This window comes from Isosphaeraceae bacterium EP7, assembly GCA_038400315.1.
Taxonomy (GTDB): domain Bacteria; phylum Planctomycetota; class Planctomycetia; order Isosphaerales; family Isosphaeraceae; genus EP7.
Genome location: CP151667.1, coordinates 6,928,964 through 6,953,210, shown reverse-complemented (window position 1 = coordinate 6,953,210; position 24,247 = coordinate 6,928,964). Strand labels below are relative to the sequence as shown.

Sequence of the window (24,247 nt, the reverse complement as noted above, 5' to 3'; positions counted from 1 at the left end):
GAATCAGGCAATCCAGACATGGCCAAATTCAGCCGCTTGGGAGGGGACCGGACGCCGATTTCTTGGCGATTCTCATCTTGATGCGAGATGAGATCATTCTGGGGCATTCGCCCGCGGCGTGGCAGGCCGGACGCTTGACCCGGCCCTGCCTCCGGCGTAGCGTGTCCGGCGGACCGAACCGGACCGATCTCGACGCACTGGAGCTACGCCATGTCCCTCGCCGCCGCCTTGGCCCTGACCCTGGCATTCGTCGGCCTCGACGGCCCGGGCACGACTTTTGAACCCGGCGCCGGGGCCGACTCGGTGGTGCCCAAAGGGGCGAAGGTCCGCAAGCTCTGGGGCGAGGGGAGCTTCACCGAGGGGGGAGCGCTTGCCGGCGACGGCGCGATCCTCTTCTCCGACATCGGCAACCGCCTCATGCGGTTCGACCCGGCCACGGGTAAGGTCACCGCGCTTCGCGACCCCGGCGGCCGGAGCAACGGCATGGTCTTCGACCCCAAGGGGCGGCTCGTCGTCGCCGAGGGGGCCAACACGGGGGGCAACCGCCGGGTCTCGATCGCAGAGGCCGATGGCACTGTCCGCACCCTGGCCGATCGCTATGAGGGGAAGAAGTTCAACAGCCCCAACGACGTGACGGTCGACGCCGCCGGGCGTGTTTACATGTCCGACCCCCGCTACGTGGGCGACGAGCCCCGCGAGCTGGACTTCGAAGGCGTCTTCCGGATCGATCCCGACGGCTCGGTGCACCGGCTGGAGACGACCGCGACGAAGCCCAACGGCCTGGCCATCAGCCCCGACGGCAAGACGCTCTACGTCGCCGATAACGGGTCGAAGCGGCGGGCCCTGGTGGCCCTGAACCTGGACTCCGACGGAAATGTCTCGAAGCCGCGTGTCATCAAGGACTTCGGCAAGGGGAGCGGGATCGACGGGTTCACAGTGACGACCGACGGCCGGATCGTGGCCACGGCGGGCTCGGGGGCCCTGGCGGGTGTCTACGTGTACGCCCCCGACGGCACGGCCCTGGCGTTCATCGCCACGCCCGAGGGGCCCGCGAACGTCGAATTTGGCGGGCCCGACCGCAAGACGCTCTACATCTGCGCGGGCAAGAGCCTGTACAGCGTGGAGACGACGATGACGGGGTTCCACCTCTGGCCGCCGGCCGGGAAATGAACGGATGTTCCCCGGTGGGGCCTTGACGCGCGCGGCATGATTCGGCAGATTGACCCCGACGCGGCACCGCCGCGTCGACCCGGGATAGGCGGCCGGGGCCTGGAAGGCCCGCGCCGGCCCGGGGAGCGGCGATCAAGGGAGCTTGCGCGCGATGGCGGACGGATCGTCGGGTGGTTCGATGTCGCCTCGTGAGCGGCTGGTCATTCTCGTGCTGGCCGCGGTGCAGTTCACCAGCATCGTCGACTTCATGGTCATCATGCCGCTGGGCCCGCAGCTCGAGCGGGCGATGAACCTCTCTCCGGCGCAATTCAGCGCGATCGTGGCGTCTTACACCTACGCCGCCGGCCTGGCCGGGCTGGTGGCGACGATGGTGATCGACAAGTTCGCGCGGCGGCCGGCGTTTCTCGCCCTCTTCGTCGGGTTCCTGGTGGGAACCCTGATGTGCGGCCTGGCGACCACCTATCCACTCCTGCTCGCGGCCCGGTTCCTGACCGGCGCGTTCGGCGGCGTCCTGGGCGGGATGGCCATGGCGATCGTCGGCGACGTCTTCCCCGAGGAGCGCCGTGGTCGTGCGACCGGCGCCCTGATGTCGGCCTTCGCGCTGGCATCGGTCTTCGGCGTGCCGGTGGGCCTGACCCTGGGCCAGAATTACGGCTGGCAGATGCCCTTCCTGGTGCTCGCGGCGCTCGGCGTGCCCATCCTGTTCCTGTCCGGCTGGGCGTTGCCCAGGCTCGATGCGCACCTGGGCAGGCGGGTCGAGGGTGATCCGCTGGTCCGGCTCAAGGAGACCTTGATCCACCCGAACCACCTGAGGGCATTCGCCCTGATGGCGACCTTGATGTTCGGCGCCTTCACGGTCATCCCGTCCCTCAGCATTTACCTGGTGGCCAACGTCGGGATCAAGGAGGGGCAACTGCCGTTCTGCTACATCGTCGGCGGCCTGCTGACGATGGTCGGCTCGCCCATCTCGGGCCGCTTCGCCGACCGCCACGGCAAGTTGAAGGTCTACCGACTGGTGGCCCCGTTCTTCGCCCTGATGATCCTGGTCTCGACCAACCTGCCGCCGGTGCCGCTGGCCGTTGCGGTGCTGGTGATGGGCGCCTTGATGGTGAGCAACGCGGGCCGGATGGTGCCGGCGATGGCGATGATCACGTCGAGCGTCGAGCCCCACCAGCGCGGCGGCTTCCTGGGAGCCAACTCGGCCGTGCAGCACATCGCCGCGGGCATGGGGGCGTCGGTTGCCGGGATGATCCTGGCGAAGTCACCCATCGACGGAAAGCTCCTGCACTTCCCGACCGTCGGCCTCATCTCCATCGCGACGACCCTGCTCAGCCTCTGGCTCGCCGGCCGCCTGCGCCTGGCCGACGCGTCACCCCCCATGGACCTCGTCCACTCCCTGGCCGCCGCCGCCGAGGGGACGGTCGACGCCGACGAGGCGGTGGTCATGGCCGAGCCGGCGTGACTTCAATGTCGATGTGACGTTCCGACCGAGGATGCAGGGCAATTGCGTCGGACCTGCGGATGTCACGGGCCTGCTGATGTCTCACTTTGATGGAGGCATCGGCGGGCGGCGATCGTGCGGAATGGCGGATTCTGGGCCGGGAGGGACGTCGAGACTCCGATCAACTCCCGGTCGCCGCGACGACCTGCGTGATGGCCGCGGGTTAGGCTCGGCGGTCGACGTGGAAGCGATGGCGCCTTGGGTCGGAGTCGCGCAATACATCGGGCGGATTCTGAGGGGTGATATTAAAGTCGGTCTTGTGGTCATTGGCTTGCGTGTTCGCGCGCCGTCGTGGACGATAGCAATCCCCCTGGACCAGGGCTCGCCGCGGGGAGAGGCCCCGCGAACATCCCCTTCGACGATGGAACGAACCGTCGGCCCCGAGCCGGGGGCGGGTGCGTCGACATCACTTTCGTCGATGCGTGGCCATGGCCGGGTATTCGGCTTGACCCCCCCGTCGACGGGCGAGGGACGTGATCCAAACCGGTCGTGATCGGAGGTGATGCGTGATGATTCCATCGAAGGCGGGAATTCGAGGGTCGAGGCGGGCTCGAGGCGCATTCTCCCCCCGAATCGAAGCGATGGAGCCGAGGGCGTTGCTCGCCTCGGTGTCGCTGACCGGCCTTGGCGGCGGTGTCGGCGGGCCTCACTTGTCGGTGTCGAGCCAGGCTCAGAAGGTCGCGGCGAATGACTTCGACGGCGACGGTCAATCGGACATGGCGGTGTACGACCCGACGACGTCGGTCTGGGCGATCCGCAACTCGTCGGGCGCCGAGCCGACGGTGGTGGTCTGGGGCCGCGCCGGCAGTGCCGACATCCCGCTGACGGGCGACTTCGACGGAGATCGCAAGGCCGACTTGGCGATCTATAGCCCGGAGACGGCGATCTGGTTCATCCGCCACTCGTCGGGCGCCGCGCCGATGGCGATGGTCTGGGGCCGCGCCGGCGGCGGCGATGTCCCGATGGTCGGCGACTTCGACGGCGACGGCAAGGCTGACCTGGCGGTCTACGAGCCCTCGACGGCGATCTGGACGATCCGCAACTCTGGGGGCGCCGCCGCGCCGACGACGTTGGTCTGGGGGGGCGCCGGCGGTGACGACGTCCCGTTGGTGGCCGACTTCGACGGCGACGGCAAGGCCGATCTGGCGGTGTTCAGCCCCTCGACGAAGCGTTGGTACATCGGCAACTCGGTGGCCACGACGCTGCTGGTCCTGGACATGCCCGCCGCGGCGGCGGGCATGCTGCCCACCGCGGGCGACTACAATGGCGACGGCAAGGCCGACCCGACCCTCTACCATCCGGCCCAGAATTTCTGGACCTACCTTGACCATGCCTTGGGCCTGGTCGAAATCTCCGGCCCCGGCGGCGTCGCCGATGGGACCCGGCTCCCCATGATCGGCGATTACAACGGCGACGGCTTCGACGATCGCCTCGTCTACACGCCAAGCACGTCGGAATGGCGTTCCGGAAACCTCCCGCCGTCGCTCATCACCGTGGTCATCTGGGGGCGGGCGAACAGCGCGGACGTGCCGCTGGGCCTTGCGGTGACGCCCGTCGTGGCCGCCGCCCCGGCCGCGAACCCCGCCTTCAGGTCGGTGCGGGTTGGGTCCGCGGCGCCAGCAACGGCGAGGCAGGTCGACGTTAATGCATCCTCTCTTCACGTCGCGGTACCTGGCCGGTCGCCGGGCGTGTTCGGGACTCGTCGGCCTGGGCTCGCCGTGCTCTTCGATCCGGGACGCGAGCCTGCCTGGATCGGATAGGTTGACGCCAGGGCATGGGAATGCCGCGTCAACCGTCGGACTCGAACGTCGATGGCTCTCACCTAACCCAGTCGCGTCCCGGCCACGTTCACGCCACTGCCGATGACCAGGTCATTGCGATAGGCCCAGTCATACAGGGGGCCGGTGCGGGCGGGGGCTAGTTCAGTCAGGTGGCCGAAACCTTCCTCGGTAAACCAGGTTTTCAGCTCGGCGACGGTGTGGTGGGACTGGTAGCGGGGGGCGTACCAGTCGAAGTTGTCGCAGACGCGAAGGGTCCAGTCGGGGTGGTTGGAGAAGTTGGCGATTTTGTTGAGGGTCTTGTTGAGGATGGGGACGCTGCCGACGACGCCCAGGCCGGCGCACAACGGTTCCAGGACCCGGGCGGGGATGCGGGTGGTCAGAGATCGGAGGGCGGAGTTGGCCCATTCCTGCGGCGGGGTGTTGCGGCGGTAGAGCCAGACGGCGAGGCGGCCTCGCGGCTTCACCCTGGCGGCGACCTGGGCGAACGCGCGGCGGGGGTCGGGGCTGTGGTGCAGGACGCCGATGGAGAAGGCCAGGTCGAAGGTTTTTTCGGCGAGGGGGAGGTCGAGGAGGTCGGCCTGGACGATAGAGACGTTGGGCAGGTCGGCGCAGAGGGAGGCGGCCTTGTCGACCGCGTCGCTGAGGTCGACGCCGACGACCTTCGCGCCAAAGCGGCCGGCGATCCGGCAGTAGCGGCCACCGCCGCAGCCGGCGTCGAGGACGGTGAGGCCGGCGAGGTCGGCCGGGGCGATGCCGGTCTTGACCTGGAAGACGGCCTCGTCCTCGGCGTCGCGGGCCACGTCGTAGCGGTTCCACTGGCGGCCGAAGCTGGCGACGTAGCCCTCGCCGGCCAGCCTGGGCACGCCCCCGACGACCGGGTAGGTCGCGCCGCAGGCGCCGCAACGCAGGGCAGATTCGGCGGATTCAAGCTCTCCCCGGCATCGGGGGCAGCGCAACTGTTCGGGGGCGTCGATGGTCATCGGACCAGTTTACACGGCGACCCCGGTGCGGAGGAACGGGGACTCGGCCGGAGCGGTGCCGGGTTAGAATGCCTGCGTCTCGCGTGTCGATCCAAGTCACCAGGGATGGCCACGATGCCGACGATTCCGGGCGAGATGGGCCCCAGCCCCGACTGGAAACGCCGCGTGAGGGCGCGAGTCGCCCGCTGGCTGGCCCGCGGCCTGGGGCCGACCTGGGTCGTGGCGGTTTCGGCCGGCGGGGACAGCGTCGGGCTGCTGCGTGTGCTCTCGGAGATCGCGCCCGGGCTGGGACTTCGGCTGTCGGTGGCGCACCTCGACCACGGGGACCTGGGCGAGGCGGGCCCGCATGTCAAGACGTTCATCGCGGACCTGGCCGATTCGCTGGGCTGGCCCTGCGACCTGGGGACGTGGGTGCCCGCCCGCGAAGGGCATTTCGAGGCCGACGGCCGGCGCGCCCGGTATGACTGGCTGGCGGAGATTGCGCTGGCTCGCGGAGCTTCCGCGGTGGCGGTGGGGCACACGCTGGAAGATCAAGGCGAGACGGTGCTGCACCGGATCATCCGGGGGACCGGCCTGCGGGGCCTGGCCGGCATCCCGGCACGCCGCACGCTGCACGGCCCGGTCTCGCTGGTCCGCCCGTTGCTGGCCGTGCGCCGCGACGAGGTCAGGGGTTACCTGGGCGAGATCGGCCAGGTCTGGCGCGACGACCCGACGAATCTCGACACAACGCGCACTCGTTCCTGGATCCGTCACGATTTGATCCCCAAGCTGGCCTCCGAGTCCAATCCTCGCGTCGTCGAGGCCCTGGCGCGGCTGGCCGGCCACGCGGCGTCGGCCGAGGCCCGGCTGCGGCCGGTGCGGGCCGCGATGGTGCGCCGGGTGCTGATTGAAGAGAGCGATGGCGTGCTCATTCTCGACCGGGCGGCCCTGATCGGGCTGCGTGCGGCCGATCGGGTTGAAGTGATGCGCGTGCTCTGGTCGCGCCAGGGTTGGCCCGAGGCATCGATGGACACGCGGCGCTGGCGGAGGCTGGCCGCGTGGGCTGGCCGGGGGGAAGGGGCCCTGGATGTCGCGGCGGGGGTGCACGCGGAGCTTGCCGGCGACCGCGTCGTGTTATCCAGGCATGCGGCCCTTGCGGAGGTTGCCAGGCCCGAGGTCTGCCTGCCGCTGCCGGGGAGCGTGACCTGGGGGGGCGTGCGGATCGTCGCGGACCTGGACGTGACCGGCTCGGCCGAGGTCGTCGACCTGGGCATGATCCGGCCGCCGCTGACGGTGCGGGGGCCGGAGCCCGGCGACCGGTTCGAACCGCTGGGGATGGGGGGCCAGTCGCGGCCGCTGGCCGACTTCTTCCGGGGTCGCCGCGTCGCGAGGGCCGATCGCCCGGGTGTCCCCCTGGTCTGCGACGCCGCGGGGATCGTCTGGGTCGTCGGCCATCGGATCGCCGAGCGGGTGCGCGTGGGCGACGGGACCGCGCGGCGGCTGGGTCTGGACTGTTCGCCGATCGAGGAGGCCTGAACCCGGGCGAGGCCGGCCTCAGCGGCGAGTCGAGGCCCGCTCGGGGTGGCGCTGGCTGAAGAGGCGGAAGGCCTCGTCGGCGACGGGGAAGGGGACGAGCTTGGGGCGGGGGTCGGAGAGGGTGCCGCCGACCTTGACCCCGAAGAGCTGGCTGCTTGCGGCCCTCAGCGAGTTGTTCACGAACTTCACGCCGAGGCCGTCGCCGAAGCCCGGGACGAGGGAGAGGTCGAGGTTGCCCTGCATGTCGAGCGTGCCGTTGCCCTGGAGATTGAGCGGGTTGCCCGTCAGGCGGATCTGGTTCAGGCGGGCGACGCCGTCCCGGACGCGGACGTGGACCTCGGCGGCGTTGAAGCCGGCCTTGCCGCGGTCCCTGAGCCTGGGCTGGAGCAGGGCAAGCAGCCGGACGATGTCGGGCATCTCGCCGAGATTGGCCTCATTGATGTAGACCTCGGCGTCGCCGACGACGGTTCGCATGTCCGAGCCCTGTCCTTCCAGCGAGGCCCGGCCCGAGACGGTCCCCCGGTAGGCCTGGCTGCCGGCGACGGTCCGCGCGTAGCTCTGGAGCTTCGCCTCGCGGATCTGGTACTCGGCCTTGTAGCGCGGGGTGGCCTCCAGGTTGACCTCCAGGGCGCCGGTGACCTCGCCGTCGAGCAGGGTGCCGCGGATCGACTTGATGCGTGCCACCCCTTTGTCCACCTCGATCGGGGCAGTCAGGCGCGTGACCTGCTGGCCTTTGATGATGACGCTGTCCAGGTTCAGGGCCGCGCTCACGGACAGGTTCGTGCCGTCGTACAGGCCTGCGACGCTGTCGAGCTGCCCCTGCAGCGAGTGCAGCGGGATGCCGGTGTCGGCCGAGTTGTTGTCGAGCACGACGAGCCCGTCGGACCAGCCGCAATGGACCGGGGCGCCGGGCACGCCCGACCAGCCGAGGTTGAGGTTGCCGCGCTGGATGGTGAAGGGATGGCCGTCGTCGAGCCTGCGGGCGAAGCTGGCCATGACCGGGGGCATGATCTCCTGGAGCTTGGAGTCGAGCCTGAGCTTCTGCACCTTCAGTTGCTTCACGGCGAGGTCGAACCGGCCGCTGTCCTCGACCCGGACCCGGCCGGTCTCGAACCGGACGGGTGAGCCGTAGAAGTTGAAGTCGACATTCTTCATGTCGACCGTGCCGTTGATGGCCTCGAACTGGCCGCGGACGTCGTCCATCTGGAGCTGGTAATGCCCACCTGGGTCGCCGGGCGAGGGGTCTCGGCTGTAGGCCAGGCGCACGGCGGCCTGCGGGCCCGGGGTGAGGGTCAGCTTATAGCTGTCGGGCTGGCCGGGGACGATTTTGATCTCCGACTTCACGTCGCTGGTGCCGCTGGGGTTGAGCTGGGCCCAGGTCTTCTTCCAGGCGGGGGGCAGGGCGTCTCGCAGCTGGTTGTCGAACCGCAGTTCGGCCGCGTCGATCTTCAGGTCGATGTTGAGCAGGTCCTTGCCGGCGACCCGCCCGACCTTGCGCACCTTGCCGCTGCCGGCGATGGTCGACGAGCCGCTGCCGCCGTTGCCCTTCATGTCCCTGATGATCCAGAGGTCGGGGTGGATCTCCAGGTGGCCCGTCAGGTTGGTGACGGGGTAGGGGAGGCCGGCCCAGCGGATCGAGCAGCGCTCGTTGAGGTCGAGGTCGGCGTCGATCGTCACCACCCCGGCCACGGGGTCGCCGGGCTTCGACGGCGGGACGCGTTTCATCCTGGCCACGCCATTGACGGTCCCCTGGGGCGAGAACTGCTGGACCACCTCGCGGACGTCCGGGGGCATCGCCTTCAGCAGCACGTCGTCGATGGGCAGGGACTCGGCCTTGAAGGTCAGGTTGGCCACGGCCAGTGGACCCGGCTTCTCGATCGTGCCGGTGGCCGTCACCGGCTTGCCCCCCACCATCGTCCTCAGCCCGATGATCTTCAGGGTGTCGTTCTCCAGGGTCATCCGCCCTCGGATGCCGCTAAGGGGGTACTTGAACAGGTGGTACGTCATCGCGACGTCCTCGCACTCGACGGTCATCCCCACGCCCATCGGCCCGCCGCGGTCGCGCCGCACGGCGTGCAGGGCGACGCTCACCTTGCCGCTGGGCTTGAACTCGTCCCAGAGCTTGGTGAATTGCGGCGGTGTCCTCGCCTTCAACCGTCCGTCCAGCGCCAGCTGGTTGACCAGGAGCTCGAAGTCCATCGGGGCCGTCTTCGGGTCGTCCAGCGAGCACTCCCCGCTTGCATGCACCTTGGTCTCGCCGTTGAACCCCTCGGCGCTGTCGAGCACCACCTTGCCGTCGGCCACCGACAGGCTGGCCGAGACCCCGCTGAACGGGAACGGCAGCTCGGGGCAGTTCCAGACGCCCGCCTTCAGCAACACCCCGGCGTCGTACCTCATGCTTCCCTTGGGGTCGTCCATCTTGAAGGAGGCCGAGCGGAGCATCAGGTCGGCCTCGCCGCCGGTCAGGCCCACCCGGTCGACGAGCGCCCGGATGTCGGCCGGCAACCGGCCGCGCAAGATATCGGACATGACCAGTCGGTCCAGGTTGCCGGCCAGCGTGACGGACCCGGTGGACCGGTCGATGCGTCCGTGCAGCCGGACCCGCTCGAAGGTGTCTCCCTGCGCCGAGCCCTCGAACTCGACGGTCTGGGCGTCGACGGGCTGCACGGTCACCTCCACATCGCGGAGGATCGCCGAGGCACCCGACTCGTCGCTCAGCTCGACCTTGCCGTTGTGGATGAACACCGGCGGCGGGTTCTCCAGCTCGGGGCCCGGCCAGGGGTCGGCCAGCAGGCCTTGCAGGTTCCAGCGGCCGTCCTTGCGACGCTTCAGCCTGAGCACCGGATATGAGACGTCGACCCGCCTGGGGACGAACTCGCCGCGCAGCAGGGCCCGCGCATCGTGCGCGATCTGCAGCCGAGCGATCGACGCGGCCACGAACGGTGATCCGTCGATCGCCTGCGTCACGTTGACATTCAAGAGGCTGACGTGCCCGCTGAACAGCCCGGGCTGCACCCGGCCCACGTCGACCACCGACCCCGGCAAGAACCGTGGGGCCTGGGCCCGGATTGTCGCCGCCCAGGTGTCGCTGTCGGTGAGATAGGCGTAGGCCAGCCAGGCCACGCCGCCCACGCCCAGCGACAACAGCACGAGCGCCAGGGTCAGGATCCGCCGGATCCGGCGCCTCTTCTCACTACGGATACGCATCGCAGGAACCCCCCCCGTCCATGGAGTGGAGTGTCATCTCAAGAACCGCCGCCGCCGCCCGGTCTCAGCCCGCGTCCGGCGGCGGCTCGCCTCGTGCCCTGGGCAGTCCCCAATCCAGCAGCCGACCCAGGCCGATCGCCGCCAGGCCGAGCGCCGGGACCAGGCCCGCGACCCGGTATCGCATCGAGCTGACGAACACCATGTGCAGCGCCGCGAAGTACAGAAGAGGCCCGGCCAGCAGCACCAACGCCCGGGCGTCGCGCCGCCGGTCCCAGACTCCGGCGAGCATCAGGGCATAGACCGGCAGCGTGACCGTGGCGCTGGCGACGGCCAGCGCACGCGACCCGAACTCCTCGGCATTCGGCCAGGGGCTCCAGAACCGCCGGGCCTTGATCGCGGCGAGTTCCAGCACCCGCGACGGGTTGGCCCGCGCGAAGGCCAGCGATCGTCGGGTCAGCTCGGCGTCCTGCGCCCGCTCGTCGAGGGCGATCAGGTCGCCTGCATCCAGAAAACGCATGTCGCTGGCCCCGGTCGCCGTCGGGCTCAGGCCGTCATACAGGCTCGCCCCCATCCAGAGCGCCGTCGGCACGAACCGGCCGAAGACCTCGGCGTTGCGCACCCACCAGGGGGCCATCGCCGCCGTCAGCCCGAGGCCCATCAGCAACCCCCCCGCGAACGCCCGCTTGCGCCTGCCCTGGCCCGCGAGCACCAGCCAGGCCAGCGCAAGCAAGGGCGGGAACAACGCCCAGGACGGCTTCGACAGCACCGCCAGGCCGGCCGACACCCCCGCCCCGAACGCCCAGGCCCACCAGCGGCGACCGGTTCCCGTTGCGGGCCAGGCCATCGCCGCGCAGGCGAGCATCAGGGTCGAGAGCGGCAGGAACAGGGCCTCGGAGAGCAGCAGCGCCGAGGTCCCCACCAGGAACGGCTCGACCGCCGCGAGGGCCGCCGCCAGCAGCGAAACCGGCCAGCCCACCCCCGGCCAAGGGCTGACCCGTTCCACCAGCCAGGCGAGCAGCCCGACCGTGGCCGCGCCCAGCACCGCCTGCACCAGCCTGGCCGGCAGCAGGCGGTCGCCGAAGAGAAGGCGGCAGGCCGCGAGGAAGGCGGGATAGGCCGGGGTGCGCAGCGCGAAGTGGGGGACGTCGTACTGCATCACCTGATAGGTCCGCCCCTCTTCGATCGCGCCGCCCAGGTCCCAGTAAATCTGGGCATCGGCGAACAGGCAGATCTTCCCCTTCGCCGCCAGCCGGCGGTCGACGTGCCACTGCACCGCGCCGGCGGCCAGCACCCGCAGCGCCAAGGCGCATTCCAGCACCAGGGCCAGCAAGGCCAGGCAGCGGGCCCGCGTCAGGGGTGGGAAGCAGGCAGGATAGGCCATCGCCGGGCGCATCGCCTCTGGAGCGTTCGGTCTGCTCGGGCGGGGTCGATCAACGGGGGTGGCGGCCTCAAGGGATGGGGCCGGATGGTACGCCACGACCCTCGGAACGGTCAACCACAACCGAGGGGCCACGCTCAGGCCCCGTGGCCTCGCTCGCCCGGCGGGGCGGTCCCCCAGCCGAGCTTGTTGCGCAAGGTCTTGTAGAAGCTCTGCCCGCGCAGCCGGACCATCGGGAACGACGGCGACCCGCGGCGCACGGCCACCCGGTCGCCGGGGTCCAGCGGCTCCTGAACCTGGCCGTCGACCACCAGCATGGCCGCGCCGGCGTCGCTGCGCAGGGCCAGCTCATAAACCTTGTCGGCCGAGTCCACCAGCGGGCGCTGTGTCAGCGTGTGGGCGCAAATCGGCGTCACCACAAACATTTGCGCGCCCGGCGGCAGGATCGGGCCGCCGGCCGACAGGCTGTGGCCGGTGGAGCCCAGCGGCGTGGCCAGGATCAGGCCGTCGCAGCGATAGGTCATCACCCCCTCGCCGTCGATGTCCAGGGCCAGCTCCAGCAGGTGGAACACCGGGGCGGACCGCATCACCACGTCGTTCAGGCCGCGGAACTGCCGGGGGGGGCCGACCAGGGGCGTCACCGTGCAGTTCAGGGTCATCAGCTCGTCGACGACGAACAGCCGCGCGGCCAGGTCGTCCAGCTGGACGACGAAGGCCTCGGGGGTCAGGTCGGCCAGGAACCCCAGCCGGCCCGCGTTAATCCCCAGGACGGGCGTGGGGTGGTCGTCCATGCGCCTGGCGGTGTGCAGCACCGTGCCGTCGCCGCCGATCACGACGGCCAGATCGGCGTCCAGGGTGGACAGGTCGCTGTCGCTCGACAGATCGACGCCGGTCAGCACCAGGCCGGGCGTCGAGGCCACAGCCTTGCCCAGCCGCGCGGCCAGGCCGGGCACCTCGATCTTGGTCCCGTTGCCCAGAATGGTCACCCGCAGCGGCGTCGAGCGGTCCTGGGCCAAGCGAGTCTCCTCCGCGTCAGGTTGCCCGATCGATCGAAGGTGCAGACTCGGCCTCGGCCTCACTCAGCCGAGGCCGACGTGCCCGCGGCCATTCTTGCCGTTGCTGCCGGCGGCGCCATTGCCGTTGGATGTGCCGTTGCCGTGCGAGACACCGGCCGTCGCCGCAACAACGGGCAGGACCCCCGAGGACCGGGCAAGCTCGACGGCCGACCGCACGATCCCGTCGACATCCAGGCCCACCTCGGCCAGCTGCTCGTCGCGCTCGGCGTGCAGCACGAAGTGGTCGGGCAGGCCCAGCCGCCGGACGTGCGAGGTGGTCAGGCCCGCGTCGCTGGCCGCCTCCAGCACCGCGCTGCCGAAGCCGCCGGCCAGGCAGCCTTCCTCGATCGTGAGGACGAACCCGCACTCCTCGATCGCCTTGTTGGTCGTGGCGCGGTCCAGCGGCTTGACGAACCGGGCGTTGACCACGCCCACCCGCAGCCCGTAGTCCTCACGCAAGACCTCGGCGGCTCGCAGGCAGGCGCCCACCAGCGTGCCGCAGGCCAGCAGCATGCCGTCGGTCTCCCAGTCCAGGATCTCGGCCTGCCCCAGCTCGATCGGCATCACCTCGCGGTCGATCGCTTCGAGGTTGGTCTTGGGGTAGCGGATCGACGTGGGCGACGTGTGGTTCAGGGCGAACTCGACCATCGGCTCCACGTCCTTGGAGTCGCCCGGCGCCATCACCACCATGTTGGGGAAGATGCGCATGTAGGCCAGGTCGTACGTCCCGTGGTGCGTCGGCCCGTCGGCCCCGACCAGGCCGCCGCGGTCGATGGCGAAGACGACCGGCAGGTCTTGCAGGGCCACTTCCTGGAAGATCTGGTCGAAGGAGCGCTGGAGGAACGTGCTATAGATATCCACCACCGGGCGGGCGCCCGCCTTGGCCATGCCCGCGGCGAAGGCGACGGCATGGCTCTCGCAGATGCCGGTGTCGTAGAACCGCTGCGGGTAGGTCTGGCGGATCTTCTGAAGCTTGTTCCCCTCGCACATGGCGGCGGTCATCACCACCACCCGCTCGTCACGCTGCATGGCGCCGTAGATCGCCGCGCTGACGGCGTCGGTGTAAGCCAGGCTGGTCGACGTCTTCAGGGGGATGATGCCCGACTCGTCGCGGACGAACGGGGCGGGGGCGTGGAACTTGACCGGGTCCTTCATCGCCGGCTCGAAGCCGCGGCCCTTCTCTGTGACGACGTGCAGCAGCACGGGGCCGTCCATCGCCTTGACCTTCTCAAGATAGGTCCGCATCGTCTTCAGGTCGTGGCCGTCGATCGGGCCGATGTAGGCGAAGCCCAGCTCCTCGAAGAGCATCCCGCCGTGCACCGACGCCTTGATCCCGTCCTTGAACTGCTGAAGCCGGCGGTCGGCCTGGTCGCCCACGATCGGGATCGACGACAGGATCGACTTCACCTTGCGGTTCAGGTCGTTGTAGGCCGGCGCCATCCGCGCCTTGTCCAGGTAGTACGACAGGCCGCCCACCGGCGGGCAGATTGACATCTGGTTGTCGTTGAGGATGACCAGAAACTTCTTGCCCAGCTCGGTCGCGTTGTTCAAGGCCTCGAAGACGATGCCCGAGGGGAACGCGCCGTCGCCGATGACCGCGACCGAGTGCCGTTCAGGGTGCCCCATCAGGTCGTCGCCGGCCTTCAGGCCCAGCGCCGTGGAGGGGGCGCAACCGGCGTGGCCGGTCATGAACAGGTCGAACTCGCTCTCCGACGGGTTGGGGTAGCCCATCAGGCCCCCCTTCGTCCGGATCGAGTCGATCTCGGCGGCACGCCCGGTGATCAGCTTGTGCGGGTAGATCTGGTGGCCGGTGTCCCAGATCAGGCGGTCCTGCCTGAAGTCGAACGTCAGGTGCAGCGCCAGGCAGAGCTCAACCACGCCCAGGTTGCTGGCGAAGTGGGCCGAGCGGCGGCTGACGACGCGCACCAGCTCGTCGCGCATCTCTGCGGCGAGCTGTCCGAGTTCCGTCTCGGTGAGCGTCTGGAGGTCGGCCGGCGACGCGATCCGCGCCAACAACGCGCTGCTCATCAGCGATCCCTTTCCAGTAGATCGACGGCCAGGGCCCGCAACGGCGCCCCACGATCCCCGAGCACGCCGACGGCCGCGACCGCCTCGTCGGCGAGCTGACGGGCCCGAAGGCGGCTGCCCTCGACGCCCAGCAGGCCCGGGTAGGTCCACTTCCCCAGATTCGAATCCTTGCCCACGCGCTTGCCCAGCTTCGTCTCGTCCCCGTTCACGTCGAGCAGGTCGTCGACGATCTGGAAGGCGAGACCCACCGCATGCCCGTAGGTATCCAGAGCCTGGCGCCAGGCCGCGGGCGCACCCGCCACGATCGCGCCCATCCGCAGCGACGACCGGAGCAGGGCCCCGGTCTTGCGGCGGTGGATCGCCTCGAGGGCCTCGATCGTCGCGTCGTCCCGACCTTCCGCCTCGAGGTCGGCCATCTGGCCGCCGACCATCCCCGACGGCCCGGACCCCTCGGCTAACGCCAGGATGCAGGCCGCGGCGCGGTCGCCGGGACGCACATGCCGCGCGATCACCTCGAAGGCCAGCGTCAGAAGGCCGTCGCCGGCCAGGACCGCCGTCGCCTCGTCGAACGCCTTGTGGCAGGTCGGCCGGCCTCGCCTCAGGTCGTCATCGTCCATGCTCGGCAGGTCGTCGTGGATCAGGGAGTAGGTGTGAACCATCTCCACCGCACACGCCGCCGGCAGGGCGTCTTCCAGGCTCGCGCCGCAGGCCTCGGCCGCCAGGATCGTTAGCACCGGCCGCAGCCGCTTGCCGCCGCCCAGCAGGCTGTAACGCATCGCCTCGACCAGCCGCTCGGGGCAGTCGCCCGGCTTGCCGGCCTCGGCCGCGGGCAGATAAAGGTCGAGACCCTCTTCCACCCGCCGGCGGATCTCGCGAAGAGATTCAGCAAGCGTCGTCCGATCGGTCGGCGATAGCGTCGTCATGGGCGAACACTTCGATGCGAGGCGAGAGGGACACAATGCGTCATGCCCCGGCCCGATCTCACCGCGGCTGCGCCTATTGTGGACATTCGAGGCCCAATTGTCCATGCGGCACCGCCAAATTGCTTTGCGTCGCAAAGGTCCGGCCGCAAGTCCAGGCTCGATCCGGGGATAGCTTCCAGGAACATGGGGAATCTGGGCCGTCCTTGACGATCCGGCCCCATGCCCACGGCTCGACCGATCGTCGGGCATCCGGGCAGACTTGTCGTGGCGTAAATCAAGGGAGTCACTTGGTTTCGGTCGATGAATGGGGCTCGAAGGGCGTCCCTTCGGGGTTCCCTTCGTCGTCGACGCCCGTCAGCAAAGTGACCGACCGTTCGGCTCCGTCGAGGATCGTCTTGCAGCGGGCCAGCAGGCGGATTCCTTCTTCGTACTCGCCCAGCGACCGCCCCAGATCGCCGTCGCCGCGCTCCAGTGAAGCGACGATCACGCCGATCCGCTCCAGCGCCTCTTCGAACTTGGGTCCGCTCTCCATCCTCGCCCTCTCCCTTCGACTTCAAGAAGACTCGTCGCCCGTGGATCCAGGGTCAGAACGATTCATCCACGCTCAAGACCTGGCTGAGCACCGACCCCCGGGCCAGCCTCGTCCGGATTAGGGAACCGGGGACCAGCTCGTCGGACGACCGTAGTGGCTCGCCAGAGCCGTCGGCCGTCGTCAGGCTGTAGCCGCGAGCCAGGACCGCAAGCGGGCTCAGGGCTTCGAGTTGCGCCGCGAGCTTGGACAATGTCTGCTGTCGCCGTTCCAGGTTGCGGGCCATCGCCCGCCCGGCCCGATCGGATAGCGACTCCAGCTCGTACCGGGCGTCGTCGATCCTCCCCTGGCCGGCGCGATCGAGACGCTGGCGCAGATCGAGCAGGCCGCCGCGGATCGACTCGGCGTCGGGCACGCAGAGTTCGCCGGCCACGCTCGGGGTCGACGCCCGCAGGTCGGCCGTGCAGTCGGCGATGGTAACGTCGACTTCGTGACCCACGGCCGAGACGACCGGGTGCACGGTCGAGTAAATGGCCCGCGCCACGACCTCTTCATTGAACGACCAGAGGTCTTCCAGGCTGCCGCCGCCGCGTGTGACGACCAGGAAGTCAACCCCGGCGATCGAGTCCGCCAGCTCGATCGCCCGCGCGATCTCGGCCGCCGATCCCGGCCCCTGCACCTTGGTCGGGACGATGAAAATCTCGGCACCCGGCCAGCGCCTGCCGACCACCCTCAGGAAGTCGTGAACCGCGGCGCCCGTTGGGCTTGTGACCACGGCGATGCGACGTGGGTAGGGGGGCAGGGGACGCTTGCGCTCGGGCTCGAACAGCCCCTCGGCCTTCAGCCGCTCATACATCTGGCGGAAGGCCAGCTCCAGCGCGCCGATCCCCTCGGGCTCGATGGTGTGAATGACGAGCTGATACTCGCCGCGCGGGGCGTAGACCGCCACCCGGCCCCAGGCCTTCACGGCCAGGCCGTCGGTCAGGTCGAAGACGACCCGGCGGGCGTCCCCCTTCCAGAGCACAGCGTTGATCGACGCCCCTTCGTCCTTGAGCTTCAGGTAGACGTGCCCCGACCGCGGCCTGGAGAGGCCCGAGACCTCGGCACGCACGGCGACCTCGGCGAACCCATGTTCAAGGATCAGCTTGATTTGCGCCGTCAGCTCCGAGACCGTGCAGAGCGGCGGCCCGTCGAGATCGGCGTCCATGTCGAACAGAGTCAGGCCGGCCATCCTGCGTCAATCCTCCGTGCACCCTCGTCCCGATCCCGGCGTACTGGCCGAGTGTACCGTCCCCTCGATCCCCTGCCCATGCCGGTGCACGCCGGGTTCGAATCTCGGGCGTCGCCGGCGTGCCCCCTCGACGACGACGGGCCCCGCGGACAAAAATCGCCCCACCATGACGAAGCGACTTGCGAAGGACAGCCCCACAACCCTCTCCGAACGAACCCTCGCCGCCCTCGCGATCGGCCTGGGCGCCTGCGACGTCGAGGGCTGGTCCGCGGCCGAGGACGAGCTTGCCGCTGGGTGCGGGACTGCCCCATCCGGCCTGGCCGGGCAGGTCAGGCGACGGATCAAGGCGGGGGATGACCCCCTGGGCGAATTCCTCTGCACGCTCCGCAAACCCGCCGAGCGTCGGTCGTTGGGCGCGACCTACACCCCCCCGGCGATCGTCGCCGCGATGCTCGATTGGGCCGCCGCCCGGATCAACCCCGCGCGGGTCGTCGACCCGGGTGCCGGATCGGGCCGGTTCGCCGTCGGGGCTGGCCGCCGGTTTCCAGACGCCACGCTCCTCGCCATCGAGGCCGACCCGCTCCCCGCCCTCCTCGCCCGCGCCCACCTCGCCGTCGCCGGCCTGGCCGGTCGTTCCGAAGTCCGGGTAGGCGATTACCGCTCGGCCTCGATCTCGACCATCGCCGGCAGGACGCTCTATCTCGGGAACCCGCCTTACGTTCGGCATCATCTGCTGGGCCCGGATTGGAAACGCTGGTTGACCGACCAGGCGGCCGCGCTGGGACACAAGGCCAGCCAGCTTGCCGGCCTGCACGTCCATTTCCTGCTGGCCACCGCGTTGAAGGCGACCCCCGGCGATTTCGGCGCCTTCATCACCGCGTCCGAGTGGCTCGACGTCAACTATGGCCGTCTCGTCCGCAACCTGCTCCTCGATGAGCTGGGAGGCCGCGAGGTCGTCATCATCGAGCCCACCGCCCAGCCCTTCCCCGACTCCGCATCCACCGCCGCCATCACGCTTTTCGATGTCGGGCATCCCCACCCGTCGATGGTCCTTCGACGGGTCGCCTCGATCGAACGTCTGGACGATGGGGCAGGTCTCTACGTCCCCCGCGAAGTCTTGCGGGCCGAACCTCGATGGTCCCGCCTGACCCGGCCAGGTCGTTTGGTTTCAGCGGGTTATGTCGAACTCGGCGAGCTTTGCAGGGTCCACCGGGGGCAAGTCACCGGCGCGAACAAGGTCTGGATCGCCGGCCCGCACGCGTTGGGGCTCCCGGAGCGGGTTCTCATCCCGGCCGTGACCCGTGCCCGCGAGCTAATCCGCGCCGGCCAGGTTCTGGGCGACACCCTCGGTCTCAGGAGAGTCATCGACCTTCCGGTGGACCTCGACGGCTTCGATGACGCCGAGCGGCGGGCCATCGATGGCTTCCTCTCAATGGTCGAAATTTCAGGAACTGCAAAGGGTTACATCGCCGCGCATCGCCGGGCCTGGTGGTCGGTCGGGCTCCGCGAGCCCGCGCCCATCCTCGCCACCTACATGGCCCGCCGCTCCCCCGCCTTCGTGCTCAACACTGCAGGCGCCCGCCACCTGAACATCGCCCACGGCCTCTATCCCCGCGACCCGCTCCCGGAGTCCTCGCTGGTCAACCTCGCCCGCCACCTCGCCAATGCGGTCAACCGCAATGAGGGCCGCACCTACGCCGGCGGCCTGACCAAGTTCGAGCCCCGCGAGATGGAGCGCCTCCTCGTCCCAGGCCCCAGCCTGCTGGCCCAGGTGTGACAGGATCACGATTGATAATTGTTTAATATTGGGTGCGAGTCAGACAACGCGGTCTGATGACGAAACGAACCCGGCGCACCGCAAGTCCTGAAACCGCAGCCCATTGAGATCTCGGATCGGCCCGATCCCGACTCCGAAAACTGGGCATGCATGACCCCAATGAGAGGTTCTGTCGAGATGGCCGATGCGACGCCGGGATCGAAGGCGGGCTTGCGCCGGGTGCGGATCGCGTTGGCGGCAAGCCTGGCCGTGGCCCTCGTCCTGGCGACCTCGATCGGGCCCATGTGGTATCAGGCCCTCGTGCCGACGGCCACCCAGCGGGCGATCCACGCTGGCGCCCTGCGTTCGGTCCTGGTCGCCCATGCCTTGGTTCTGCTTGCCTCGTCAGGCGCCATCGGGGCGGCGGCCCTGGCTTCTGGCCGTGCCAGAAGGGATGGACGGAGGCGACCGAGGTGGGCCGTGGCTGCCCTGGCGGCGGGTGTCTCGGGATTGATGGCCGTCGGGCTGGTCGAGGCCGGCGCCGCGGGATATCGGGCCTGGATCCACCGGATGCCGGGCCTGGCGATGGAGTCGGCCCCAGGCCCCGACCCGGCCACACTGACCGTGCTGGCCGTCGGCGAGTCGAGCGCCCTGGGAGAGCCCTACCACCCCAAGATCTCGGTGGCCCAGATGGTGGCCTGGAAGCTGGGAGAGGTCTTTCCAGGCCGCAAGGTTGCCGTCGAGTTCTGCGCGGTCGGGGGGATGTCGCTGGAGGGGGCCCACGCCCTCCTGGCCCGGGTCGGCAGGCGCCCCGATGTCATGGTCGTCTGCTCGGGCCATAACGAGTTCCAGGCCCGGTTCTCGTGGGAACGCAACACGACCTATTACCTCGACGACCCCCTTCGCCCCGACCCCAGCCGGCTGGCCGACCTCGCCCGCGCCATCTCTCCGCTGGCCGACGTGGTGCTCGAGACCGTGGAACGGCAGCGGGTTGACGTCGCCCCGCCCCCCAAGGCGACCCGCACCCTGATCGACGTCCCTTGCTTCACCGAGCCCGAGCGAGCCTCGATGGTGGCCGACTTCGGCCGCCGTCTGGGTGCGATCGCGGGGGCGTGCCGGCGGATGGGCGTCGTGCCGGTGCTGGTCATCCCGGTGGGCAACGACGCCGGTTTCGACCCCTCGCGGTCGGTGCTCGACTCCGCCACCCCCAGGGGCGACCGCGACCGGATCGCCGTCGAGTTCCAGGCTATCCGCGACCGCGAGGCCGACCACCCCGACGAGGCCATCGCCGGCTATCGGGCGCTCCTCGACCGGCAGCCCCGCTTCGCCGAGGCCCACTTCCGCCTCGCCCGCCTGGCCGAAGCCCGGGGCGACAACGTCGAGGCCCGCGACCGCTACCACCGGGCCCGCGAACTCGACTCCATGCCCATGCGCTGCCCCGACGACTTCCAGGACGCCTACCGGGTGGCCGCCGCCGACAACGACTCGGTCGTGTTGATCGACAGCCCGAAGCTCTTCGCCGGCCTCAGCCCCCGTGGCCTGACCAGCGACCACCTGCTGCACGACGCCCAGCACCCGACCCTGCTGGGCTACATGGCGCAAGCTCAGCAGGTCCTGGACGAGATGGCTCGCCGGGGTTCCTTGAACTGGCCCAAAGGCACGCCCGCCCCGATCCTCGACGCCGATGCCTGCGTCGCTCACTTCCAGATCGACCGCCCCGCCTGGACCTCCGTCTGCGGGAACGTCGCCAACTTCTACCGCAAGATCGCCTACATCCGTTTCGACCCCAGGGAACGCCTGAACCTGGAACAAACCTGGCTCAAGGCCACCGCCGCGATTGAAAACGGAGCCCTCCCCGAGTCCCTCCACCTCCCCGGCCTCGGCCGCCGCCCCACCGAAAACCCCGCCGCCGACCCCCGACCCGTCCCGCCGCTGCCGGGCCCGCCCATCGAGGCGAACCCGGCAAGTTTGACCAACGAGGCCGGGCGCTAACGGGTCTCGCCGGCCCTGGCCGCTTCAGCGAGCGCCGCCGCGACCTGCCCGAAGAGTTCGGTTCGGGCTTCGGCGTCAGTAAGCCTTCCAGCCAGCGCTTTGGCCGATTCCAGATCCCCCGTGCGTGCCCTGGCCAGGGCGACCATCGTGAGGGCGTCACGCTTTAACCGGGCGTCGGGATCGGCCGGGTCGCCCGGGATGGCATCCGCCAGTTTAGTCGCGGCGTCGAGCTCGCCGCTCTCGCAGGCGAGATGGACCCGCTGAAGCGGGGCGAAAACGCCGCCAGCCCCCTTCGTCGTCAGGAGCTCCCGCACCCGGACCAGCATTTTCGCAGCGGCGTCCCGGTCACCCCCTTTGGCCCGGGCTTGGGCGATCCTGAGCAGGGTCCAGATGGCTTCGGAGGGATCTTGTCGTCTCGCGGTCTGCTCCTCTCCCGCGAGATCTCCGAGATCGTTCTGAGCCTCGGCAATCTGGCCGAGGCGGCCAATGGTGAAGCCCGGCTCCTGAATCGTGCAGGCCAGTTCGGCGGCCTCCGCGAAGATCGACCTCGCCTCGTCGGGATGCCCGGCCTTGTTGATCAGGACTGCGATTTCCTGGATCGTCTTCGCCTTGTTGAATCGGTGGCTGGAATCTGCGACCCCGGGCAAACGCTCATCGTTAATTGCGCGTGCGGTCTCCATCGCCTCGCCGAAATAGCCGACCTGAGCCTGGGCCAAGGCCACCTCGCAGGCGAAGCTGAAGCGTTCATTCAACTGGTTGTAATATTCCGGGTGATCGGCCGGGGGCAGGGGGGTGGGCTTCGAGGCCAGTTCGCCCAACCGCCGGGCGATTTCTTGCTGATGAGGTCCCACGGTCCCGCGCGCGGCCGCGATCAGCACGAGTTGTCGCTTCCGCGAGGCGGAGACCTCGGGTTGGTTGGGGCCTCCACTGCCACTCAGGAGTGTCTCGACGTCCGCGGAGGCCGCGTTGATGCTCTCTTTCATGAGAGTTGAGAACATGTTGTGATCTTTGGATTTTTCCGGCGGAATTGCATTCTCGAATCGTTCGGCGAGTTCGGCGGTCTTTCTCGCATCGTCGATCGCGCCGAGTTTCAGCTGCTCAACAACGATACTCTCGAAGAGATTGAGATTCTCCGAATAGGCGACTTCATCGTCGATTCGTCGGATGCTGGGCGTCCCCGCCACGCGGGCCTCGATCCGAAGCGACTCCAAGGCACCGTCGCGATCCCCGATCGTCTCCTGAGCCTGGGCGATCCAGGAGAGGACGTGGGGGCTGTGGTGCCCCTCGCCCGGCTTGAGCTTGGCGGCCTGGTCCCTGGCGTCGAGCAGGATGGCTACGGCCTCGTCGCGATGACCGGCGGCGAATTCGGCCCGGGCGAGACGAGTCGTTGCGGCGAGGCGATCGTCGACCGGGCCAATCGCGGCGATCGACTCTCGCATGAGTCGGAGGACCTCTTCGCTTTCCTTCGAGTTCGCGGACTTGTCGGGGCCGGCGAAGGCGACGAGGGTCAGTGGTGCGACGAGGGCCGCGAGGGCCAGGGCGGTTGCCAGGCGACGTGGGCTCATGGGGGCCTCCGGGAGGTTGAGGATGCGGCGAACCCTCTGAACTAGCGGCGATTCGTTGATCCGACAGGCGAGCGGGCTCGAGAGGGGGCGAGGCGCTGTGGCGGGGGCCAGGGCGAGGAGGACTTCGGCGTAGGCTCGGGGGCGGCCGGTGCGGGCGATGACCAGGGCGTCGCAGCAGTGCTCGCGCTCGGCGCGGACCCAGGCGGAGGCCCACCAGACGGCCGGATGGAAGAAGAGGAGGGACTCGACGAGGCGCTGGAGGAGGTTGACCAGGTTGTCTCGGCGGCGGACGTGGGCCAGCTCGTGCAGCAGGACCATCTCGAGCTGATGGGGGCTCCAGCCCGCCAGGGCGACCAGCGGCAAGGCGATCAAGGGGCGGGCGATGCCCAGGAGCAAGGGGGCGGCCAGGCGGTCGCAGAGGGCCAGCGAGACACGCCCCTTGATGCCGATCTCGGCGGCCAGGCGGGCGAGCCGGGCGACGTGCTCGCCTTCGGTCAGGACGCGGCAATCCAGGCGAAGACGCTCGGCCCCCACCAGGCCGCCGGCCAGCAGGGCCAGGGTCAGGGAGGACCCCGCCAGCCAGGCCCAGGGGAGGTACTTCGCCAGGTCGTCCAGCCTGTCCGTTAGCCTCCGGGGCGTCGCGGCGACGGCCTCCCGGGGGAGGGCGAAATCGGCCCGGGGGCCGGGTGGCGGCGCGAACGAGGCGGTCGCCGCACTCGCGCCGATCTCCGGGGCGTCATTCCAGGATGCCGGGGCGATGGTCCAGGCGATCGCCGCGGGGGCGGCGGCCAGGGCGATCAGGCAGCAGAGCGCGGCGGCGTACCGGGTCTCGGGCCCGGCGCGTCGCACCAGGCGGCGGGCCAGCAGGCCGGCCAGGCCGATGGCGGCCCCTGCCCAGGCGAAGTGGAGGATCGTCCAGCCGCAGGCCCGCCAGGCGGGCAAATTCATCAGAAAATGCGGATTCATCGATTGGTGGCTCCCCTCGGGCATCTCGGCGGATGTACGGGGCTCGACGTCAGCGGCCGGGCATCTCGGGGTCGTCGGGGGCCGCGTCGAGCATCGCCCGGATCGCGTCCCGGTCCTGGCGGGTCAGCGCCCCCTGCTCGATCAGGTGCGCGGCCAGGCGGCGGGCCGAGCCGTCGAAGGCGGCGTCCATCACCTTGGTCAGAAGCCCGCTGGCGGCCGAATCGCGGGTGGGCACCGGTGACCATCGGGCCCCGCGCGGGGCGGCGTCGCGGGTCACCAGTCCCTTCCTCTCCATCACCTTCAGGATCGTCGCCACGGTGGTCGTCGCCGCGGGCTTGCCCGCCGCCCGCAGCCCCTCGCGCACCTCGCCGAGCGTCGCCGGCGCCAGGTCCCAGAGCGCCCGCAGGATCGCCCACTCTCCGTCCGTCGGCAGTTCACTCGCCGGTCGAGCCATCGCCGTCCCCCCGAGGCTAAATCTCAACAAGGCTGCCCAAGGCGGCAGTTGTTTGTATTCTATAGAAATAGAATAGAGGGGCAAGGCCTTACTGTCGGATTCAGGATCGGCGACGATCTTTCGGCCCGATGGAGCGGTCGTTTGCCGCAGTCTTGCTCCCGTGGATCGGACCCGGGAGCGGCGAGGGTCGGTGCCCCGGGAGGGGGACGTGGGCGT

Annotated in this window: 16 protein-coding genes; 6 read left to right on the top strand and 10 right to left on the bottom strand. The window is 69.6% G+C overall.

The annotated features are described in order from the left end of the window. Nucleotides 1-210 precede the first annotated feature (210 nt). The 3 genes from EP7_RS27440 (at nucleotide 211) to EP7_RS27430 (ending at nucleotide 4,431) form a co-directional block, all read left to right on the top strand. Nucleotides 211-1,170, top strand: a complete 960-nt coding sequence (locus EP7_RS27440; RefSeq protein WP_463525449.1) for an SMP-30/gluconolactonase/LRE family protein — start codon at nucleotides 211-213, stop codon at nucleotides 1,168-1,170. 151 nt (nucleotides 1,171-1,321) lie between these two features. Continuing rightward, nucleotides 1,322-2,632: an MFS transporter gene (locus tag EP7_RS27435; protein WP_463525448.1), complete on the top strand. Its 1,311-nt coding sequence runs from the start codon at nucleotides 1,322-1,324 to the stop codon at nucleotides 2,630-2,632. 548 nt (nucleotides 2,633-3,180) lie between these two features. Beyond that, a complete protein-coding gene (locus EP7_RS27430; RefSeq protein WP_463525447.1) occupies nucleotides 3,181-4,431 on the top strand; it encodes an FG-GAP repeat domain-containing protein in 1,251 nt (416 codons plus the stop codon). Between the two features lie 62 nt (nucleotides 4,432-4,493). On the opposite strand, the gene EP7_RS27425 is transcribed toward EP7_RS27430, so the two are convergent. Continuing rightward, complete coding sequence (locus EP7_RS27425) at nucleotides 4,494-5,432, bottom strand: methyltransferase domain-containing protein (protein WP_463525446.1); 939 nt, start codon at nucleotides 5,430-5,432, stop codon at nucleotides 4,494-4,496. 114 nt (nucleotides 5,433-5,546) lie between these two features. Between EP7_RS27425 and tilS the strand changes: the two genes are divergently transcribed. Then, nucleotides 5,547-6,947: a tRNA lysidine(34) synthetase TilS gene (gene tilS / locus EP7_RS27420; RefSeq protein ID WP_463525445.1), complete on the top strand. Its 1,401-nt coding sequence runs from the start codon at nucleotides 5,547-5,549 to the stop codon at nucleotides 6,945-6,947. A gap of 18 nt (nucleotides 6,948-6,965) precedes the next feature. Here the strand turns inward: tilS and EP7_RS27415 are convergent, their stop codons facing one another. The 7 genes from EP7_RS27415 to xseA all read right to left on the bottom strand — a co-directional run bounded on the left by EP7_RS27415 (nucleotide 6,966) and on the right by xseA (nucleotide 17,298). Beyond that, nucleotides 6,966-10,154: an AsmA family protein gene (locus EP7_RS27415; RefSeq protein WP_463525444.1), complete on the bottom strand. Its 3,189-nt coding sequence runs from the start codon at nucleotides 10,152-10,154 to the stop codon at nucleotides 6,966-6,968. A gap of 64 nt (nucleotides 10,155-10,218) precedes the next feature. Then, entirely contained in the window at nucleotides 10,219-11,535 is a 1,317-nt protein-coding gene (locus tag EP7_RS27410) for a glycosyltransferase family 39 protein (protein WP_463525443.1), read from the bottom strand. Nucleotides 11,536-11,669: 134 nt separating this feature from the next. Continuing rightward, nucleotides 11,670-12,548, bottom strand: a complete 879-nt coding sequence (locus EP7_RS27405) for an NAD(+)/NADH kinase (RefSeq protein WP_463525442.1) — start codon at nucleotides 12,546-12,548, stop codon at nucleotides 11,670-11,672. Between the two features lie 63 nt (nucleotides 12,549-12,611). Beyond that, nucleotides 12,612-14,615, bottom strand: coding sequence for a 1-deoxy-D-xylulose-5-phosphate synthase (dxs, locus tag EP7_RS27400; protein ID WP_463525441.1), 2,004 nt, complete (start codon nucleotides 14,613-14,615; stop codon nucleotides 12,612-12,614). Next, nucleotides 14,615-15,538, bottom strand: coding sequence for a polyprenyl synthetase family protein (locus tag EP7_RS27395; RefSeq protein ID WP_463525440.1), 924 nt, complete (start codon nucleotides 15,536-15,538; stop codon nucleotides 14,615-14,617). Before EP7_RS27395 ends, dxs begins: the two co-directional genes overlap by 1 nt. A gap of 283 nt (nucleotides 15,539-15,821) precedes the next feature. Next, entirely contained in the window at nucleotides 15,822-16,070 is a 249-nt protein-coding gene (gene xseB / locus EP7_RS27390) for an exodeoxyribonuclease VII small subunit (RefSeq protein WP_463525439.1), read from the bottom strand. Between the two features lie 52 nt (nucleotides 16,071-16,122). Further along, complete coding sequence (xseA, locus tag EP7_RS27385; RefSeq protein WP_463525438.1) at nucleotides 16,123-17,298, bottom strand: exodeoxyribonuclease VII large subunit; 1,176 nt, start codon at nucleotides 17,296-17,298, stop codon at nucleotides 16,123-16,125. 166 nt (nucleotides 17,299-17,464) lie between these two features. On the opposite strand from xseA, the gene EP7_RS27380 reads away from it, so the two are divergent. Together EP7_RS27380 and EP7_RS27375 are read left to right on the top strand one after the other, a co-directional pair. Continuing rightward, complete coding sequence (locus tag EP7_RS27380; RefSeq protein WP_463525437.1) at nucleotides 17,465-19,075, top strand: class I SAM-dependent methyltransferase; 1,611 nt, start codon at nucleotides 17,465-17,467, stop codon at nucleotides 19,073-19,075. A gap of 177 nt (nucleotides 19,076-19,252) precedes the next feature. Beyond that, nucleotides 19,253-21,046, top strand: coding sequence for a hypothetical protein (locus EP7_RS27375; RefSeq protein ID WP_463525436.1), 1,794 nt, complete (start codon nucleotides 19,253-19,255; stop codon nucleotides 21,044-21,046). On the opposite strand, the gene EP7_RS27370 is transcribed toward EP7_RS27375, so the two are convergent. Both EP7_RS27370 and EP7_RS27365 read right to left on the bottom strand, forming a co-directional pair. Then, on the bottom strand, nucleotides 21,043-23,577 hold the full coding sequence (locus tag EP7_RS27370; RefSeq protein ID WP_463525435.1) for a M56 family metallopeptidase: 2,535 nt from the start codon (nucleotides 23,575-23,577) through the stop codon (nucleotides 21,043-21,045). The two genes, EP7_RS27375 and EP7_RS27370, sit on opposite strands and share 4 nt — an antisense overlap. A 49-nt stretch (nucleotides 23,578-23,626) precedes the next feature. Beyond that, complete coding sequence (locus EP7_RS27365; RefSeq protein ID WP_463525434.1) at nucleotides 23,627-24,031, bottom strand: BlaI/MecI/CopY family transcriptional regulator; 405 nt, start codon at nucleotides 24,029-24,031, stop codon at nucleotides 23,627-23,629. Between the last annotated feature and the right edge of the window lie 216 nt (nucleotides 24,032-24,247).

What these genes read in the sequence shown, in the direction of transcription:
- EP7_RS27440 (WP_463525449.1), top strand. Translation starts at nt 211, where the DNA reads ATGTCCCTCGCCGCCGCCTTGGCCCTGACCCTGGCATTCGTCGGCCTC.
- EP7_RS27395 (WP_463525440.1), bottom strand. Translation starts at nt 15,538, where the DNA reads ATGACGACGCTATCGCCGACCGATCGGACGACGCTTGCTGAATCTCTT.
- EP7_RS27410 (WP_463525443.1), bottom strand. Translation starts at nt 11,535, where the DNA reads ATGGCCTATCCTGCCTGCTTCCCACCCCTGACGCGGGCCCGCTGCCTG.
- tilS (WP_463525445.1), top strand. Translation starts at nt 5,547, where the DNA reads ATGCCGACGATTCCGGGCGAGATGGGCCCCAGCCCCGACTGGAAACGC.
- EP7_RS27370 (WP_463525435.1), bottom strand. Translation starts at nt 23,577, where the DNA reads ATGAATCCGCATTTTCTGATGAATTTGCCCGCCTGGCGGGCCTGCGGC.
- EP7_RS27430 (WP_463525447.1), top strand. Translation starts at nt 3,181, where the DNA reads ATGATTCCATCGAAGGCGGGAATTCGAGGGTCGAGGCGGGCTCGAGGC.
- dxs (WP_463525441.1), bottom strand. Translation starts at nt 14,615, where the DNA reads ATGAGCAGCGCGTTGTTGGCGCGGATCGCGTCGCCGGCCGACCTCCAG.
- EP7_RS27435 (WP_463525448.1), top strand. Translation starts at nt 1,322, where the DNA reads ATGGCGGACGGATCGTCGGGTGGTTCGATGTCGCCTCGTGAGCGGCTG.
- EP7_RS27375 (WP_463525436.1), top strand. Translation starts at nt 19,253, where the DNA reads ATGGCCGATGCGACGCCGGGATCGAAGGCGGGCTTGCGCCGGGTGCGG.
- EP7_RS27380 (WP_463525437.1), top strand. Translation starts at nt 17,465, where the DNA reads ATGACGAAGCGACTTGCGAAGGACAGCCCCACAACCCTCTCCGAACGA.
- EP7_RS27365 (WP_463525434.1), bottom strand. Translation starts at nt 24,031, where the DNA reads ATGGCTCGACCGGCGAGTGAACTGCCGACGGACGGAGAGTGGGCGATC.
- EP7_RS27425 (WP_463525446.1), bottom strand. Translation starts at nt 5,432, where the DNA reads ATGACCATCGACGCCCCCGAACAGTTGCGCTGCCCCCGATGCCGGGGA.
- EP7_RS27415 (WP_463525444.1), bottom strand. Translation starts at nt 10,154, where the DNA reads ATGCGTATCCGTAGTGAGAAGAGGCGCCGGATCCGGCGGATCCTGACC.
- xseB (WP_463525439.1), bottom strand. Translation starts at nt 16,070, where the DNA reads ATGGAGAGCGGACCCAAGTTCGAAGAGGCGCTGGAGCGGATCGGCGTG.
- xseA (WP_463525438.1), bottom strand. Translation starts at nt 17,298, where the DNA reads ATGGCCGGCCTGACTCTGTTCGACATGGACGCCGATCTCGACGGGCCG.